This window comes from Pseudomonas sp. FME51, assembly GCF_014897305.1.
Genome location: NZ_JABUYN010000001.1, coordinates 815,277 through 832,056 on the forward strand (window position 1 = coordinate 815,277; position 16,780 = coordinate 832,056).

Sequence of the window (16,780 nt, forward strand, 5' to 3'; positions counted from 1 at the left end):
AAACCTCAATTAACCAAAAGAAAATATTATTTATTTACCTTTATCTCGTTCTAGTAACTCAATTAATCCATCTTTTAAACTATGTACTTTGAGTGCATATTGTTCTTTGCGTTCAGCATCTTCAATTAATTGCACTATCGTCTCTGATAATGTTATTCCCCGACGCTGAGATAAAGCCGATAAACGTTGCCAAACCTTAAATGTTAAATCGATAGATTTTTTACGTGTATGCTGATGCTCTGCATTAAAATAACGTTTTCTACGGGCCCTGATAGTTTGTTTCATCCTATTTGATAACTCAGGATTTATATGTAAGTCTATCCACTCTATTACTTTTGATGGTTGTGATTCGATAAGTAACAATTTCTCAACCACTTCATCAGCCGCACTTTTTTCAATATAACGGGTAATTAATTCACCTTCACGGTGTTTTTTTACTAGATAGGCCCATTTCCAGCCGCATTCTAGGTTCTCTAATTGTTGATATTTCATACAAACCCCCGTGACAACGTAACTATATAGTAGTTTATCAACAATTTTACAAAAATACTGCCACTGAACCGAAATTTTTAGCCTATTTTATAGGCGAAGTTATTTTAGATAATCTTTTTTATCAATTAATAACAAGATTTGATAAGGGATAGTTTTCTGAGCACATTATGATAGAATCGAGCGTCGCTACCCTAAAACCATAATGGCTATTTATTAGCTTGTTGTTATAAGTAGTAGCAATACATATTCCCTGCCTACGCAGTTGATGACAGTTAAAGAACCGTCTTATTGCAGGATAGATATCGCTATACGGTATCTAAATAAATCTCTTTTCACTAACCAATAATAAAAACGGTAACCTTGAAAAACAACGAATTAGAATGGCAGGCGTTACGCCCTAATTACGCCTCCTATCAGACTTTCTTTCAAACAGCATCTCAATTACCTGCATCTCTACTTCGTGAGGTTCAACCTCGCCTGTATGAAAGCCTACAATGGCTAAATAATGCAGATTCAGGTCAATTTATGCTGCTTAAAGCCGATGATTCTGCTGCGTATTTTGATATGCTGACTGATACATTGACACAATCAGAAATCAAAACCTATCCAGTTGTTGGTGCTTATCAAGCAGAATCAAATAAACTCTATTGGCAAGAAAATGTACAAGGTGCATTTTCATCATCAGAATCCATTACTTGCTGCCAGTGGATAGAACCCGAACAACTTTTTGGCTCATTTTATTACCATAAGAATGAAGTCACTGTGAGCCCCGGTTTACTGCATAAAGTGAATGGTGGCGTCTTAGTTCTCTCTATTAAATCTTTATTAGCACAACCATTAATGTGGTTCCGCCTTAAAAAAATGGTTGAAGAACAACGTTTTGAATGGTTAGTTTGGAATGATAATCAATCCTTACCTTTGCCCATTGAAAGCATGCCTCTCAATCTGCGCGTTATTCTAGTTGGTGATAGACTCAGTCTTGAAGAACTTGAGTTTATGGAACCCGAGTTTAGTAGTAATGCTTTATATGGCGAATATGAATATGACATGTATTTAGAAGACGAAAATGCACTTTCTCAGTGGTGCGGTTTTGTGAATACATTATGCCAAAAATATCACCTCCCTTCTTTATCAGCCGATGCATGGGAAGTGTTGTTAACACAAGCGGCAAGACAACATGAAGATCAGCTGATATTGAGCTTAGATTTAGAATGGATCTTACGTCAACTTCGTTACGCTATGCGTTTTAATCATGATGCTTATCTAAATGCTGATGCATTAAAAAAAGCTGAAGAAAATCGCTTATGGCGGCATAGTTATCTATTAGAACGTAGCCGTGATGAAATTCTACAAGATCAAATTATGATACAAACAGAAGGCGAAGCTGTTGGTCAAATCAATGGGCTTTCTGTCTTAGATTATCCTGGTTATCCTGATTTAATTGGTGAACCCACTCGTATTACCTGTGTTGCTCATATTGGTGATGGCGAATTTACGGATGTTGAGCGAAAAGCAGAGCTTGGTGGTAATCTTCATGCTAAAGGGATGATGATTATGCAAGCTTACTTAAACTCAGAGTTACGTTTAGACCAACCACAGCCATTTAGCGCTTCTATTGTTTTTGAGCAATCATATGGTGAAGTTGATGGTGATAGCGCCTCTCTGGCTGAATTATGTGCATTAATTAGTACGCTTGCACTGCACCCCATTGACCAACAAATTGCTGTAACTGGTGCTGTTGATCAATTTGGTCAGGTTCAACCGATTGGTGGCGTAAACCAAAAAATCGAAGGCTTCTTTGATATTTGCCAACAAAGAGGATTAACCGGATCACAAGGTGTCATTATCCCTCTTGCGAATATTCGTCATCTTGTGCTAAATGAAAATGTACAACAGGCAGTAAAAGAAGAGAAATTTCATATTTGGCCCGTAACCCATGTAGCAGAAGCAATAATGCTACTGACTCGTCAGCCATATTATGAAGAACAAGGCGAACCAGAACAATCTGACGCACACCTGTTAGCTGTTATTCATGACCGTATAACACTTGCAAATAACCAAGATAGACCTAAGTTACCTTGGTTCTTACGGTTATTCAGATAATTCTGTTTCAAGTGATCGGAGTTGTTCAGCGTACAAGTGTAAGCTATTCTGTTGACTTACACATGATAAAGGCTATATAGACAATGGTTGATAAACGCGAATCTTATTCTAAAGAAGACCTCATTGCTTCAGGCCGTGGTGAATTATTTGGCCAAGATGGCCCACCACTGCCATCGGGTAATATGCTAATGATGGATCGCATCATTAAAATGACGGAAGATGGCGGCACCCATAATAAAGGCTTTATCGAAGCAGAATTCGATATCAAGCCAGATTTATGGTTTTTTGACTGTCACTTTGTCAATGATCCAGTAATGCCAGGTTGCTTAGGCCTTGATGCTATGTGGCAACTTGTTGGCTTCTATCTTGGTTGGCTTGGTGGTGAAGGTAAAGGCCGCGCACTCGGTGTAGGCGAAGTTAAATTTACCGGACAAATATTACCAACAGCAAAAAAAGTTACCTATAAAATTGATTTCAAGCGTGTTATCAATCGTAAACTGATTATGGGTATTGCCGATGGTGAAGTGTATGTTGATGGTAAGCTGATTTATGAAGCAAAAGACTTAAAAGTTGGCTTATTTAAAGATACAACTGCATTCTAAGTTCGATAATAATCCGAATCTATTATAAAAATACCGTGTAACATAAAGTACACGGTATTTTTTTATCTACACTAACAGTGTATTTATTTTCTTTATAAAAAACAGATCATATTCAATTCAGTTTTTATCAACACAAACCGTCGATTGCTTATCTTTTAGACACTGAAAATGATGCTTAATTTTAGCAGAGAAAAATAAGCTATATGTGAGATAAACAAATAAACCGGCTAAAAATAAAACACCTAATACTTCACCTGAATTTTCTGCTTGATTACTACCATTTGTATTATCAAATGCATTTTGAATTCCAATTATTATTGCGATAGTGATCGGAAACATTGATATACTCCAGAATATTTTCAGCATCATTGGTGCTATTTCTTTCTTCATAAAAATAACAAAAAGTGTAATAACATATAAAGTAGGGAGTGAAAAAGTTTGTATCATACTCCACAATATAGAAAGAGAAGCTATTAAATTAAAATTCGCACTATTTTTTATAAATACACTCAATAAAGTCGAAACACTAGTAAATGAAGACATTAATTGCCCTAGTGTGAAAAAAGTAAAAGCAATTAATATTATCCATAATGAGATTGGTTTTTTCATTGAAGTCTTCCTTGTAAATAAAAGTCGCTATAATAAATTAATCTATGTATAGTGTCATTAAATTAGTAAATGAATTTTATATATAAATATAAGCTTAAGTTAAGTGAGCTTTCTTATCATAAATAAATATGATACTAAAAATTTATATCAACTTAGTACAAGTAGATTATGTTAAGGAATAATCGTATGGATATGATTATAAGCGCAATTGTAGAACTCTTTAGCTTTCTTATTGAACTTACTTTTTTTCTTTGTAAAGCCATTGGCTATCGTCTCACGATTTTATTGATTATATTTATTTGTATGTATGCTAGTCAATTCGATATAAAATGGATCTTAGGCTTTTCTATAACCTCATTATGTTTATATAGCCCAAACTTATATAAATTATTTAAAAAATCAAAAGAAAACCTTTAAGTTAAATTAGTTTTTATAAAAAGAAAATTTAAGGAAAATAAGTGATTAACAAAGGAAAAGTATCTAAAAAAATAGGCAGACTTTATGTTTTATGGTGGCATATTTTTGATATTTACATCTTTTATAACTTGGTTTACTTCAGAAAAAATTGATTGGCTATATAATTCCGTCAATACAATACTTGCTATTTTTCTTACTGTTTATGGTTTTCGCTTACGTAAAAATTTTCATGAAATAAAATTAAAAAAGTAATGATAATATAACGTAAAAAGGCTTACAAAATATGTAAGCCTTTTTTATATCCAAATTAATCGTTTGTTATTTATACTCAAATTGTCCTATGCTCAATATGTACATAGGAATGTATATAAATAACCCTCGTTTTGATTGTCGGTAAAATCTTAGTGATAATATTTAATATAGCTAAAAATAAGCTATTATCTATTTCACTACGACGGGTTATTTATTTTACCAGACTCGGGCGATCTTCCATCGCCTGTCGCCAACCTCCAAGCCAATGTGAACGCGCATCAATGGCGAAATAAGGGCAAAGTTCTTTTGAACGACCTTGCATACCAGCTTGATAACCTTTCGATAATGCTCTTGCTAAACGATCTCGTTTCTGTCTTTTCATATCTAGACAACCCTCACGTTCTAAGTTTAAGCGGAAAGATAATGATTGTTTTTTCAACAACCACTATAAATTGATACGCTTTATTGAGCATTTAAGCAAGTAAAGAAGTTAATACAAATGTCATATTTGTGATATTGAGCCAACCGCAAGTTTAATAACTATTGTTATCATTTATTTTATTTAATGTTTTTATTAAAATATTATCTAGTTTTTTAATAAGTTACATTGCAGATAAATATAACCTATTGATATTTTAAAACAATAAAGAAACAAAAAATATTTTTTCCATTTTCATTTCATAAAACCAAAAAATCAAGTAAGACAAAATGATGTTTTAATTTAAAATTATGTCAATATAAGACTTGGTTTATAAATATAACTTTTTGCTCTATTTTTATTTTTTTGTAGAAAACTCTTTTTAATTACCTTTGTTTTATTAAGGAATTAGCTATTATTGAAAATAAAATAGGCTATTAACACCACTTACATACTTCTATTAATTCAAACTCTTCAAATACCAACTCCATATCTTCTGAAAAATGACCTTCTCGATTAAAGAAGGCTTTATGTCCTTCTTGCCAATATGCCAAACTTAAATCCCCTTCGCCTTCTCTCTTAGCCAATTCTTCGGTGACTTCATTAAATCGGATTAGTTGCAAAGAACGTGTTCGAATAACACAAATAGGCTCATTTTTACTATTTAGAATAATGCTAAAGCCCCCAATAACAGGAATAACGCTGTCACTAAAAAAACCATTTAATGAGCTACACGTTGCCGTTTTTTTTCCTTCTACCACCAGCATAGCAAGCTCATCCGCTAACTGAGCATTATCCCCAAATGACCAACTGATCGCAGTGGGATATTTCTTTTTAAGGCTTTCTAACATACTGTTTCCTTTTTTTGTTTTTTAAATAAACAAAACCCAATACCCCACTTAAATATAATTTAAGAGAGTATTGGGTTTTAATAAACGTAATGCTAAATCAGTTAGTATTGCGCTTGAATTGCTTTCGCGATATCAGAGACAACCTGTTCCCAACCTTGCCCTAATGTGCGTACTAAAGCGGGATAACCATCTTCTGTTTGTGTCAACACTAATGAAAATGGCTGACTAATAACCTTATTGTCTACAGCATAAATCCAATCACCTGAAATAATGACTTTTCCGTCATACCGACCTTGGAAGTAATTAACAGTTACTGTTAATTTCGCCAGCTTATCTTCAACTGGCTGATTAGCAACAACCGTATCAGGCAATGATTTAGTCAACCCCGAAATAAGATTTTGTTGTAATTGCTGATCAAGTGGGTTGATCCATAAATGTTGGTTCGCTACGGTATAGTTAATATCCGTTGTTTGATAAACAATTCCTGCACTTACTAGCATATTAGATAAGCGGATCGGCTGAACCCAGATTTGAGGCTTCTTCGCTGCTTGTATTGTCGTTACTTCTACTGATACACCATTCTGGTAAATATCAGGTAACTGATAATACGTTTTATTAGTCTGGCTTGAACATGCCGTTAGCATCAATACAAATATTCCAATGATGTATTTCATCATTTCTCAGCCCTCTTTGGTTCTGGATCTTTACCTTCCTTCGCTTCGAAAATCAATGCGTTGCTCTTATTGTTCAATGTTTTCAATAAAGGCTGCATCTCTCTTAACACCTGATCAAGCTGTTGCATGTTATCGATCATTTTTCCGTATGCAGGAGAACCGGGTTGGAAGCCTTGCATACTGCGATTGATCTCTTTCAATGATTGTTGGATATCATTAGGGAGGTTTCTAAATTCATCACTACCAATCATGGCATTCAATGCTTTTAACGTTTCTTTAGCCTCAGTGACTGCTTTTTGACTTTCAGATAATGTCGCTGTCATCTCTTTGAGCATTGGCTCAACAGGAAGATTGTTTATCTTATCAAGTGATGTCATCACTTTTTGCTGGATCTGCGCTAAACCTGAACTTACGGTAGGAATTTGTTGGAAACCCGCGACTTCTTGAGTCCCTTCCCATTTGGTTTCATCCGGATAGAAATCGAGGTCAATATACAACGCACCCGTTAAAAGGTTTCCTGATTTCAATGACGCTCTTAGTCCATTATTAGAAGCAGAGGATATTTCTTTAACAAAATCAAAACTTTCACCAACATCATTGGCAAAACGTTCTGGCTCAACATGAATAAGTACAGGAATACGGAAATCTTTATCCAGTGATTGTTGCATACCTTTCGTGTAATAAGGCACTTGAACAACGGTTCCCATCCGAATTCCGCGGAATTCGACCGGAGCACCTGCTTGTAATCCTCTCACTGAATCAGAGAAGAACATGATGTAGCTACGGTAATCGGTATATAACGAGTTTTGAATGCTCTTTTCATTATCGTAAAGCTTAAATTCAGTTTTAGGTGCAATTTGTTCACCAGGTAACCAACCAGGAGGAACATCAAAACTCACGCCTCCACTAAAGAGTGTAGAAAGTGACGCCATTTCAACTCGTACACCCGATGAAGACATATCAAAGGCAATACCTGAATCTTTCCAGAATCGAACATTGGATGTCACCATTTTGTCATAAGGGGCTTTGATAAAGAGTTGGTAATGCATGTCTCGACTATCAATGTTGAACTCACTGGTTTCAACTGAGCCAACTTGATAACCTCTGAATAAAATCGGATCACCTGCATTTAATTGGCCCGCTCTTTCGCTGACTAAATTAATGCGGATACCCTTAGCATCCGGTGAAGCAAGCGGAGGGGCATCAAGGAGATTAAACTCATCTTTTTCTTTACCAGTTAATCCTGGTTGTAACTCAATATAAGCACCTGAAAGCAAGGTTCCTAAGCCAGTTACACCATCTTTGCCTATTTGTGGCCTTACAACCCAGAATGCTGTGTCAGTACGTAATAACTCGTTCATGCCTGTATCAAGACGTGCATTGATAATAACGCGGCTAAAATTACTGTCGAGTGTGACACTTTCAACTAAGCCAATATCTACACTACGGCTTTTAATTTTGGTTTTACCCGCTTCAATCCCCTCGGCATTATAGGTAATTAATGTAACTTCTGGGCCTTGATGGCTGAAATGATAATAAAGTATCCATGCACCAATCAGTAAAGTGACTAGAGGGATAATCCAAACTGGAGACCAGCTTTTTAATTTGTTAATTTTTGCTTCCTCGAAAGCAGTTTCATTCTTTTCAGTCACCCTTAGGCTCCTTAATCATGGGGTTATCATCATCGGCTGTACACTTATCCCACGTCAACCGAGGATCAAACATCATTGCAGAGAACATAGTTAACACGACGACCAATGCAAATAGCACCACACCAAAATCAGGGTAGATGCTCATCAGACGTCCCATTCTGACTAATGAAGCTAAAACCGCGATAACGAAGACATCGATCATTGACCAACGCCCGACATATTCAACAACTTCATAGAGAAAATGCATTCTGGCAGGATCTCTTTTACCTTTTGATTTATGCGCATCCCAACATAACCAAGCAATCGCGATCATTTTTAAACTGGGCACCATAATACTGGCAATAAATATCACCATGGCAACAGGATAAGAACCATCTTCCCATAACAAAATAACCCCAGCCATAATGGTCGAGTAAATATTATTGCCCAGAGATTCAGTCACCATAATAGGTAATAAATTAGCTGGGATATAAAGGATTAATGACGTAATCAGCAGAGAGACTGTCCATTGCAAACTTTTTGGTCTTCTTGCGTGTCCTTTAACTTCACAACGACTGCATTCATATTGTGAAACTGGCAAAATTGCCGTGCAGGAACGGCATAATCTAACCCCTTGCTTTAGGCCTGATTTGCCTGACTCTATATCAGGATAGGCAGGACGAGGCTCTAACTTCTCCCATAATGTATGCCTATCAAGGCATTGGAAAGCACGAATTTGAAATAAGCAATAAAGCACATAAGGTAAAAAACTTAATCCTAAACCAATATCACCATATGCCATTAATTTAACAAAACTGACTAAAATTCCGGCAAGAAAAATTTCTGCCATACACCATGATTTAAGTTGGAATAAAATACGAGATAACCAGATTTGTAACTTCCTAGGTAATTTAATCGGTGTGCAAAGTAATAAAATTGCCAACATACAAAAGGCAGGCACAATCTGGACAAATAATAAGAAAAAAGCCCCCAGTTCGATGTAATTTTCACTAAACATCACGTTTGGGATTTGCATCAGAGTAATATTATTGGCAATACCTGCAACTTCCATGCTCACAAAGGTAAATTGACTCGCCATAAATAACATAAATAATGCACTGATTGCCAATGCAACAGGCTGATAAAAAGGCTGACGCCAACGAGCTGTTAATACCGAGTGACAACGAGGGCATGTGGCTTTGGTTCCTTGCGCTAATTCAGGAACATTGACCACCAGATCGCACTGAGGACATAATATTTGCTCATGCTTATGTTCATGACGATGTTGTTGACCAGAGCACACAGCGACACCTCTTATTTTTGATAATCAATAAAAGAACATTCAATCTAGTAAGTAAAACGGGGCATCATGCCCCGCTTTCAATCGGTTATTCACCGTTTTGCATTATTTCCAGCTCTTGCCATCTATCAAAAGCGGTCTCAAGCTCTTGTTCTTTGTCTGCCAGCGCCTTTAGCACTTTTTCTGTCTCTTCGTGAGGACGAGTAAAGAAATCTGACGCACTCACTTCTTCTTGTAACGCACTTAACTGCGTTTCTAAACTTTCTAACTTAGCAGGAAGTTGTTCAAGCTCACGCGTTAAATGATAACTTAACTTGTTACCACTACGAGTGTTTTTTTTGGCGCTATCTTTAGTTTTGGCTTCTTTTTCAGCTTTTTCTGGTGCATTACGTGGTTTATTTTGATCATTTTTCAATGAAACAGTCTGTGCTCTTTGTTGTTGAGCATCAAAATATCCCCCCACGTAACTATTAATAACGCCATCGCCTTCAAAAATCCAACATTCAGTAACACTGTTATCAACGAATTCACGATCATGGCTGACGAGTAAAATAGTTCCTTGGTACGCATCCACCAGCTCTTCCAATAATTCTAATGTTTCAACATCCAGATCATTGGTTGGTTCATCGAGGATCAGTAAATTACTTGGTTTTAAGAATAAACGCGCAAGTAATAAACGGTTTCTTTCACCGCCAGACAGAGCACGAACAGGTGTCATCGCACGCTTAGGCGGGAACAAGAAGTCTTGTAAATAACCTAATACATGGCGAGGACGACCATTTACCATGACTTCTTGTTTACCTTCTGCAAGGTTGTCCATGACTGTTTTATCAGGATCAAGTGCAGCACGATGCTGATCGAAGTAAGCAACTTCAAGCTTAGTACCACAATGGACTCGTCCACTGTCTGCTTTTAAGTCACCTAACATCAGTTTTAATAGCGTCGTTTTGCCACAACCATTTGGCCCAACTAATGCAATTTTATCACCACGTTGCACCTTGGCAGAAAAATCACGAACCAATTTACGTGTTCCAATACTGTAATTAACCTCTTCCAGCTCAAACACAATTTTGCCCGATCGAGTTGCTTCTTCGACTTGCATACGTGCACTGCCTAATACATCACGGCGTTCACTACGTTCAACACGCAGTGCTTTTAAAGCGCGTACACGCCCTTCATTACGAGTGCGTCGTGCTTTAATACCTTGACGTATCCATGTTTCTTCTTGTGCTAACTTGCGGTCAAACTCTGCATTTTGTTGCTCTTCAACACGCAAGGCTTCTTCTTTGCTTTCAAGATATTTATCGTAATTTCCCGGCCATGATGATAAATGCCCCCGATCCAGATCGATAATACGGGTTGCCATATTACGGATAAATGAACGGTCATGGGAAATAAACACAATACTTCCTTGGAAATCTTTTAAAAATTTCTCAAGCCAAAGAATGGTTTCGATATCAAGGTGGTTTGTTGGTTCATCTAAGAATAAAACTTTAGGTGCGCTGACTAAAGCACGCCCTAACGCCGCTTTTCTTAACCACCCTCCCGATAAAGAAGAGAGTTCAGCTTCACCATTTAAGCCTAGTTTTTCTAGCACTTCAGCAATGCGGCTATCAAGCAACCATAAGTTACGGTTATCAAGCACTTCTTGCAGTTCAGCCATTTTATTGAGGTTTTTATCCGAAGGATCAGTCTCAATCAGCTTAGAAATATGATGATAATCTGTTAAGTATTTAGCGTCTTCTTCAACCCCTTGTGCCACGAAGTCAAAAATAGTGCCTTCAATATCTCTTGGTGGATCTTGTTGTAAACGAGCAGTCACAAGATCTTGCTCATAAATAACTTGACCATCATCTAAAGGTTGTTCTTTAGATAACACTCTTAATAGCGTTGATTTTCCTGCACCATTGCGCCCAACTAAACAAACGCGTTCATTTTCATCAATAAATAAATCGGTGCTATCTAATAAGGGGGCATCACTGAAAGATAAATAAGCCCCAGTCAAACTAATTAACGGCATTGTAAATTATTCCTCACCAGCATGAGTTAACAGCCAGCAATTGTGGATTTGTCGGTTACGCGCAAAATCTTGCGATAATGTTTTCTGTGTTATCTCTTTTGCGGATAATCCTATTTTTGCTAACTCGTCATATTCCATTTTGAATCCACGTTTGTTATTTGAGAACATAATTGTTCCGTCTTTTCTCAACAAACGTTTCAGATGTTTCATTAATTCAATATGATCACGTTGTACATCAAACGTGTTTTCCATTCGTTTTGAGTTAGAAAACGTAGGTGGATCGATAAAAATCACATCAAATTGTTCATGACTTTGCATTAACCATTGTAAGCAATCCGCTTGCATTAAACGGTGTTGTCTACCCGACAGGCCATTTGCTTGAAAGTTTTTCTCAGCCCATTCAAGATAGGTACGTGACATATCAACAGTCGTTGTACTTTTTGCACCACCAATGCCGGCATGAACAGATGCGGTACCGGTATAAGCAAAAAGGTTTAAGAAATCTTTTCCTTTACTCATCTCACCTAGCATTTTTCGTGCAATACGGTGATCTAAGAACAGCCCAGTATCAAGGTAATCTGTTAGATTTACCCAAAATTTTGCACCAAACTCATTAACTAAGAAAAAATCACCTTTTTCTGCCATTTTTTCATATTGCAGTTTGCCTTTTTGACGCTGGCGAGTTTTTAAAATAAGTTGATCAGAACGTAATCCTAAAACTTCCATTGTCGCACTAATTACATCAAACAAACGTTGGCGTGCTTTGTGTTCATTAACTGTTTTAGGTGGTGCATATTCTTGAATAACAACTTTTTCGCCATAACGGTCTACAGCAACATTATATTCAGGTAAATCAGCATCGTATAAACGATAACATTCAATTTGCTGTTGTTTGGCCCATTTTGCGAGTTTTTTCTCATTTTTACGCAAGCGGTTTGTAAAATCTTCAGCAAGTCCTGTGTTAATCGTTGAAGGGGTATCAGAAAGTAGATAATTCTTCTGCACACAATCAAGTGGACCATTTTTCGCTTTAAACTCACGTTCAGCACGAAGTTGAATGCAACTTAACAATTCGGGTGATGCACTGAACAGTGATAATCTCCAACCTGGAAAATGCGCTTTTACCGCTCGTCCTAATTGACTATGCAGTGCAATAAGTGCGGGTTCACTTTCTAAACGTTCACCATAAGGTGGGTTACTGATTATTGTCCCTTTGATTTCTGCTGAAACAGGGTTTGTTAGTTTTGCCGCATCACCGTGAGTAAAGGTAATTAAATCAGCGACATCAGCTCTGCGCGCATTGGCTCTTGCCATATCCAATACACGTTTATCAACATCAAAACCATAAAAACGGGCGGTTGTATTCTTTTTGCCTTCACGAAAACGTGTGAAAGCTTCATGAGTGACTTCTTTCCATAACGCTTCATCATGACCTAACCAATGGCGAAATCCCCAGTGCACACGATTTAATGCAGGAGCACAATCTGTTGCCATCATGGCAGCTTCAATTAATAACGTTCCTGAGCCACACATTGGATCAATTAATGGTGTATCTGTTTTCCAACCTGACCGCATAATAATCGCGGCAGCTAAGTTTTCTTTTAAAGGTGCTTGCCCCGTTAAATCACGATAACCACGTTGATGTAAACCATCACCACTTAAATCTAAAGATAAAGAGGCTTTTTCTTTGTGAAGATGAATAGTTAAGCGGATATCAGGAGATTGCTTAGCCACATCAGGGCGTTGCCCTATTTTACGTTGGAATGCATCAACGATGGCATCTTTCGCTTTTAATGCACCATATTGACTGTTACGAATAACGTCATTTGTGCCATTAAAATGGATAGCAAAGGTCTGATTAACAGTAAAAATCTCACTCCAATCAATTGCCTGCACACCAAGATATAAGTCTAAATCGCTGTAAACATTGAATTCATTTAACGGAAGAATAATACGCGACGCTAAACGACTCCAAAGTAAAGACTGATACATGGTTTTATCATCAGCACGAAAATAGACACCGCCTTGTGTTATCTGGCAAGCCTGAGCACCAAGGTGTTCAAGTTCAGATTTTAAGAGTTCTTCCAGACCTCGGCCTGTGCTGGCAAACAGAGAGCGCATAGTATTGTTACCACCTAAAATAAAATTGTTGGGCATTATAGCTAATTGTATTACGTTGTCATAAAGTTACTGGCTATAAAAAATAATAATGTCTTTTGGGAGCACCGATGATCAACGTTTCACGCCTTTATATACACCCAGTTAAATCCATGAAGGGAATTCGACTTTCTCATGCTTTTGCTCGTGAGAGCGGATTCACGTTTGATCGTGATTTTATGATAACCACGCCTGAAGGGACGTTTATCACCGCACGAAAATTCCCCGTTTTGCTGTGCTTTATTCCCACTGTCATGGCAAATGGTATTTATATTCAAGCACCTGATGGTGAGGGTATTGCTATCACCTATCAAGATTTTGAGACCACATTGCAACCGACAGAAGTTTGGGGTAACCATTTTACCGCGTATGTGGCACCAGATGAAATAAATCAGTGGTTCAGTCGTTATTTAAAAATGGATGTTCAACTTCGTTGGACTGGTGAAAAATCGACACGCCGAGTGAAAAAAAATCCAGAAACCGCTGTTTCTTTCGCTGATGGTTACCCTTACTTATTAATCAATGAAGCCTCATTTCAATACTTACAACAACGCTGCCCTGCTTCAATTAATATTGAGCAATTTCGAGGTAATATCCTCATAACAGGTGCAAAGCCTTTTGAAGAAGATACTTGGCAGACTATTCGTGTTGGCTCTGTTGTGATGGATCTGATGAAACCTTGTAGCCGTTGCATCATGACCACAATTAGTATTGATAAAGGCGTTAAACATCCTAACACAGAACCACTTGCAACACTGCAAACATTCCGTAGTGATGAAACAGGTGATGTCGACTTTGGTCAAAATATCATCATTCGCCAAACAGGTATTATTCGTGTAGGAGATACTGTTGAAGTATTAGCTTATAAAGAGGCAAAACAGTATCTTGTAACAGCACCTGTTGAAACACAAGCAACACCTATGGTTGAAAACTCACAAGAACAAACTGTCAGCATTGAATTTAACGGTGAGGTTTTCGAAGGTAATAACCAAGAAGTCCTGTTAGAACAGCTTGAAAATAATGGTTATACCATTCCTTATAGTTGCCGGGCGGGTCTTTGTGGCTCTTGTGTTATCCAACTAGATGAAGGTGATGTTAATGCATTAAAAGCTGGAGCAATTAAACGTTCAGGTAAAATTTTAGCCTGTAGCTGTGTTCCTAACGGTAATGTGAAACTTTCATTTAAAGATAATAAAAATCAAATTGATATGAACAAATAAATTAAATAAAAAACTAAATATAAACACAGTTATGTATGATATATATCGTTATCAGTAAACATTAAATTGATTAATTTTACCTCATTCATATATAACTGAGTTTATTGAACTCTTAGTCTCAAGTAAGCTCACTCGGATTTTCGTTGCATTGCCAGTCGTTAATGGTTTTCGGGGAAAGCATCATATTCTTTAGCACAAAGGTAATGGAGACGATTTTATTGAGGATGAGTGTGTGTAAAGTTGATTAAATGACTAATCTTTTCTAGGACGTCTCTTTGATCAATAAAAAAAGCCTCTGTTAAGAGACTTTCAAAATGATATAAAAAAATATTATATACGCTTACTCATTACCACTTATCACGGTAATCAAAAGAAATTTGGTAAAGATACTTATTTAATTCAATTTTATGTGTAACATGCTTTTGAATAGCGTTGACCCAACCTTCGTGTAAATCGAAAACTCCATTATTAATTATATTTTCATCTTTCGGGTCAATTGTTTCATCAATCAGGAAGTCATCATCACCAAAATCTTTTGAGTATTCCTCTCCTATAATTTCTTCTGTTTTTTTATCAAACCACTGAGTATGTAATTTCAATCCCATAATCTTATCTTCCTTATAGATATTTTTTGATATTGCGTTTAGGATCAGCTGGTTTTAACTGGTTACCTGTTTTTGGGTCAAATGCCCCAATATGTTGGCCATCACTGGCACGATATCCTTCCAGCTCACCATGCTGTGAATCCCATTCATAAATTCTTCGCCCCTTATCATCTTTCCAGCGATTGCGCTTACCTGCTCCACCTTGTTTAGGTGTTTTACCTTGGACTGGCTTAAGGATACCCAATCCTTTAATATCTTCAGTTCTTGGTGCTGGATGATAACTATGACCACGCTCTTTTACTCCCTGACGAGGTTTATCCTTTTTCCCCGTTGATAAATAAATTGGTTTTATCCCTAATTCCCATGGAAACACCAAAATTATAGGCTCTTTCAGCGTGGACTGCTTTTTCTCACTTTCAGTAAAGAATGTTGGCGGCTGTAAAGGTAAGTTATTAAATCTAGGTATATCGTATACCTTACCTGGTAGATATTTATGCCTTTCAGATTGAGGTAGAGCCGTACCCGTTAATATCGCTACGTTACCAATTTGAACCCTTCTTTCTTGTTTTTCATTTGGTAAAATATAAGCAAAAATACCTTTTTCAACCGTTTTTCTCGCTTCAACTACACGAGTTTTAACGGGTGCATCCGTTTTCACTAATTCAATTTGTTTTGTCCCATTAACTACTTGTTCGATTACAATAGCTGAGGTATTAATTATCCCTTGTTTCGCTGCAATATCTCTCAACTGTGCTTCTTTGGGGATATTTAACCTCACCCCAGCGTCAGTAAGCGCAGTTTCTTTGTTTTTTGGGTATTCTTGATAAATCATCGAAGGGTATCTATCACTCCCCACCCCAACGGGAGGGGAATACAGCATAAGACCAGCACCTAAACCTAATGCACGACCTAAAATAGCACCGAACGTTTCTGTCGCCGTTGTACTTGTCGTTGTTATTGCAGGAGTGAATACAGCGATCGGAGCCAATGTGGCTTTATCAATAGTCTTTCCAGGGATTAAAGTTGATTGAGCAGATGTTATTGCTGTATTTAACTCAACGGGAATACTGATTTGTTGCTTAGGCGTTGAAGTAACCATTTGAATAATAGAATCATATGATTCAACTGCTTTCTTTAAACTGCCACTAATCAGCCCCGCATACTGTAGATAACGCTGAGAATATATTTTTATCGCTTTGGTTATATTACCTTCCCTAAACGCATCCATCATCTCCTTACAATGCTTATCTTTTGTTAAAAATGGACAATCCATTTTTGCACATACAGGACAAATATTACGCCTTATTACCTCGATCGGTTTGACTCGTTTACTCATATAAATTCCTTTTTATATTTAACCATACAATGACAATAGTGCTCTAATATGACCAATACTCAATTATTCATCTATTCTGTTTTTTGATACGAG

14 protein-coding genes are annotated in these 16,780 nt (G+C 37.0%); 3 read left to right on the forward strand and 11 right to left on the reverse strand.

The genetic code is table 11. The features are described 5' to 3' along the window. Nucleotides 1–30: 30 nt before the first annotated feature. Nucleotides 31–492, reverse strand: coding sequence for a macrodomain Ter protein MatP (gene matP / locus INT39_RS03940; RefSeq protein WP_193014228.1), 462 nt, complete (start codon nt 490–492; stop codon nt 31–33). Nucleotides 493–852: 360 nt separating this feature from the next. Here matP and INT39_RS03945 point away from each other — a divergent pair, with 360 nt between their 5' ends. Both INT39_RS03945 and fabA read left to right on the forward strand, forming a co-directional pair. After that, entirely contained in the window at nt 853–2,595 is a 1,743-nt protein-coding gene (locus tag INT39_RS03945; RefSeq protein ID WP_193014227.1) for an AAA family ATPase, read from the forward strand. Between the two features lie 83 nt (nt 2,596–2,678). Next, nucleotides 2,679–3,197 carry a bifunctional 3-hydroxydecanoyl-ACP dehydratase/trans-2-decenoyl-ACP isomerase gene (gene fabA, locus INT39_RS03950; protein ID WP_023581351.1) on the forward strand — a complete coding sequence of 173 codons (519 nt, stop codon included), beginning with the start codon at nt 2,679–2,681 and terminating at the stop codon, nt 3,195–3,197. Between the two features lie 117 nt (nt 3,198–3,314). Here fabA and INT39_RS03955 read toward each other — a convergent pair whose 3' ends face one another. The 8 genes from INT39_RS03955 to rlmKL form a co-directional block, all read right to left on the reverse strand. Beyond that, the gene (locus INT39_RS03955) at nt 3,315–3,806 is read right to left on the reverse strand and encodes a hypothetical protein (protein WP_193014226.1); all 492 of its coding nucleotides are present in this window, start codon (nt 3,804–3,806) and stop codon (nt 3,315–3,317) included. 880 nt (nt 3,807–4,686) lie between these two features. Continuing rightward, a complete protein-coding gene (gene rmf / locus INT39_RS03960) occupies nt 4,687–4,857 on the reverse strand; it encodes a ribosome modulation factor (RefSeq protein ID WP_023581348.1) in 171 nt (56 codons plus the stop codon). Nucleotides 4,858–5,330: 473 nt separating this feature from the next. Continuing rightward, entirely contained in the window at nt 5,331–5,744 is a 414-nt protein-coding gene (locus tag INT39_RS03965) for an ASCH domain-containing protein (protein WP_193014225.1), read from the reverse strand. A 101-nt stretch (nt 5,745–5,845) separates the two neighbouring features. Further along, nucleotides 5,846–6,421, reverse strand: a complete 576-nt coding sequence (gene pqiC / locus INT39_RS03970; RefSeq protein WP_226944489.1) for a membrane integrity-associated transporter subunit PqiC — start codon at nt 6,419–6,421, stop codon at nt 5,846–5,848. Further along, a complete protein-coding gene (gene pqiB / locus INT39_RS03975; RefSeq protein ID WP_193014224.1) occupies nt 6,418–8,070 on the reverse strand; it encodes an intermembrane transport protein PqiB in 1,653 nt (550 codons plus the stop codon). The genes pqiC and pqiB overlap by 4 nt, the downstream gene beginning before the upstream one ends. Next, nucleotides 8,063–9,352 carry a membrane integrity-associated transporter subunit PqiA gene (gene pqiA, locus INT39_RS03980; protein ID WP_193014223.1) on the reverse strand — a complete coding sequence of 430 codons (1,290 nt, stop codon included), beginning with the start codon at nt 9,350–9,352 and terminating at the stop codon, nt 8,063–8,065. Before pqiA ends, pqiB begins: the two co-directional genes overlap by 8 nt. Before the next feature lie 85 nt (nt 9,353–9,437). Then, nucleotides 9,438–11,369, reverse strand: coding sequence for an ABC transporter ATP-binding protein (locus INT39_RS03985; RefSeq protein ID WP_193014222.1), 1,932 nt, complete (start codon nt 11,367–11,369; stop codon nt 9,438–9,440). A gap of 6 nt (nt 11,370–11,375) precedes the next feature. Next, on the reverse strand, nt 11,376–13,490 hold the full coding sequence (gene rlmKL / locus INT39_RS03990; protein ID WP_193014221.1) for a bifunctional 23S rRNA (guanine(2069)-N(7))-methyltransferase RlmK/23S rRNA (guanine(2445)-N(2))-methyltransferase RlmL: 2,115 nt from the start codon (nt 13,488–13,490) through the stop codon (nt 11,376–11,378). A 107-nt stretch (nt 13,491–13,597) separates the two neighbouring features. On the opposite strand from rlmKL, the gene INT39_RS03995 reads away from it, so the two are divergent. Beyond that, nucleotides 13,598–14,746 (forward strand): YcbX family protein, encoded by a 1,149-nt coding sequence (locus tag INT39_RS03995; RefSeq protein WP_193014220.1) that lies wholly within the window; start codon nt 13,598–13,600, stop codon nt 14,744–14,746. A gap of 347 nt (nt 14,747–15,093) precedes the next feature. Here the strand turns inward: INT39_RS03995 and INT39_RS04000 are convergent, their stop codons facing one another. Both INT39_RS04000 and INT39_RS04005 read right to left on the reverse strand, forming a co-directional pair. Further along, a complete protein-coding gene (locus tag INT39_RS04000; protein WP_193014219.1) occupies nt 15,094–15,351 on the reverse strand; it encodes a colicin E3-like toxin immunity protein in 258 nt (85 codons plus the stop codon). A gap of 13 nt (nt 15,352–15,364) precedes the next feature. Further along, nucleotides 15,365–16,687 (reverse strand): colicin E3/pyocin S6 family cytotoxin, encoded by a 1,323-nt coding sequence (locus INT39_RS04005; protein ID WP_193014218.1) that lies wholly within the window; start codon nt 16,685–16,687, stop codon nt 15,365–15,367. Nucleotides 16,688–16,780 lie beyond the last annotated feature (93 nt).

What these genes read in the sequence shown, in the direction of transcription:
- matP (WP_193014228.1), bottom strand. Translation starts at nt 492, where the DNA reads ATGAAATATCAACAATTAGAGAACCTAGAATGCGGCTGGAAATGGGCC.
- fabA (WP_023581351.1), top strand. Translation starts at nt 2,679, where the DNA reads ATGGTTGATAAACGCGAATCTTATTCTAAAGAAGACCTCATTGCTTCA.
- INT39_RS03955 (WP_193014226.1), bottom strand. Translation starts at nt 3,806, where the DNA reads ATGAAAAAACCAATCTCATTATGGATAATATTAATTGCTTTTACTTTT.
- rmf (WP_023581348.1), bottom strand. Translation starts at nt 4,857, where the DNA reads ATGAAAAGACAGAAACGAGATCGTTTAGCAAGAGCATTATCGAAAGGT.
- INT39_RS03965 (WP_193014225.1), bottom strand. Translation starts at nt 5,744, where the DNA reads ATGTTAGAAAGCCTTAAAAAGAAATATCCCACTGCGATCAGTTGGTCA.
- pqiC (WP_226944489.1), bottom strand. Translation starts at nt 6,421, where the DNA reads ATGATGAAATACATCATTGGAATATTTGTATTGATGCTAACGGCATGT.
- INT39_RS03985 (WP_193014222.1), bottom strand. Translation starts at nt 11,369, where the DNA reads ATGCCGTTAATTAGTTTGACTGGGGCTTATTTATCTTTCAGTGATGCC.
- rlmKL (WP_193014221.1), bottom strand. Translation starts at nt 13,490, where the DNA reads ATGCGCTCTCTGTTTGCCAGCACAGGCCGAGGTCTGGAAGAACTCTTA.
- INT39_RS03995 (WP_193014220.1), top strand. Translation starts at nt 13,598, where the DNA reads ATGATCAACGTTTCACGCCTTTATATACACCCAGTTAAATCCATGAAG.
- INT39_RS04000 (WP_193014219.1), bottom strand. Translation starts at nt 15,351, where the DNA reads ATGGGATTGAAATTACATACTCAGTGGTTTGATAAAAAAACAGAAGAA.
- INT39_RS04005 (WP_193014218.1), bottom strand. Translation starts at nt 16,687, where the DNA reads ATGAGTAAACGAGTCAAACCGATCGAGGTAATAAGGCGTAATATTTGT.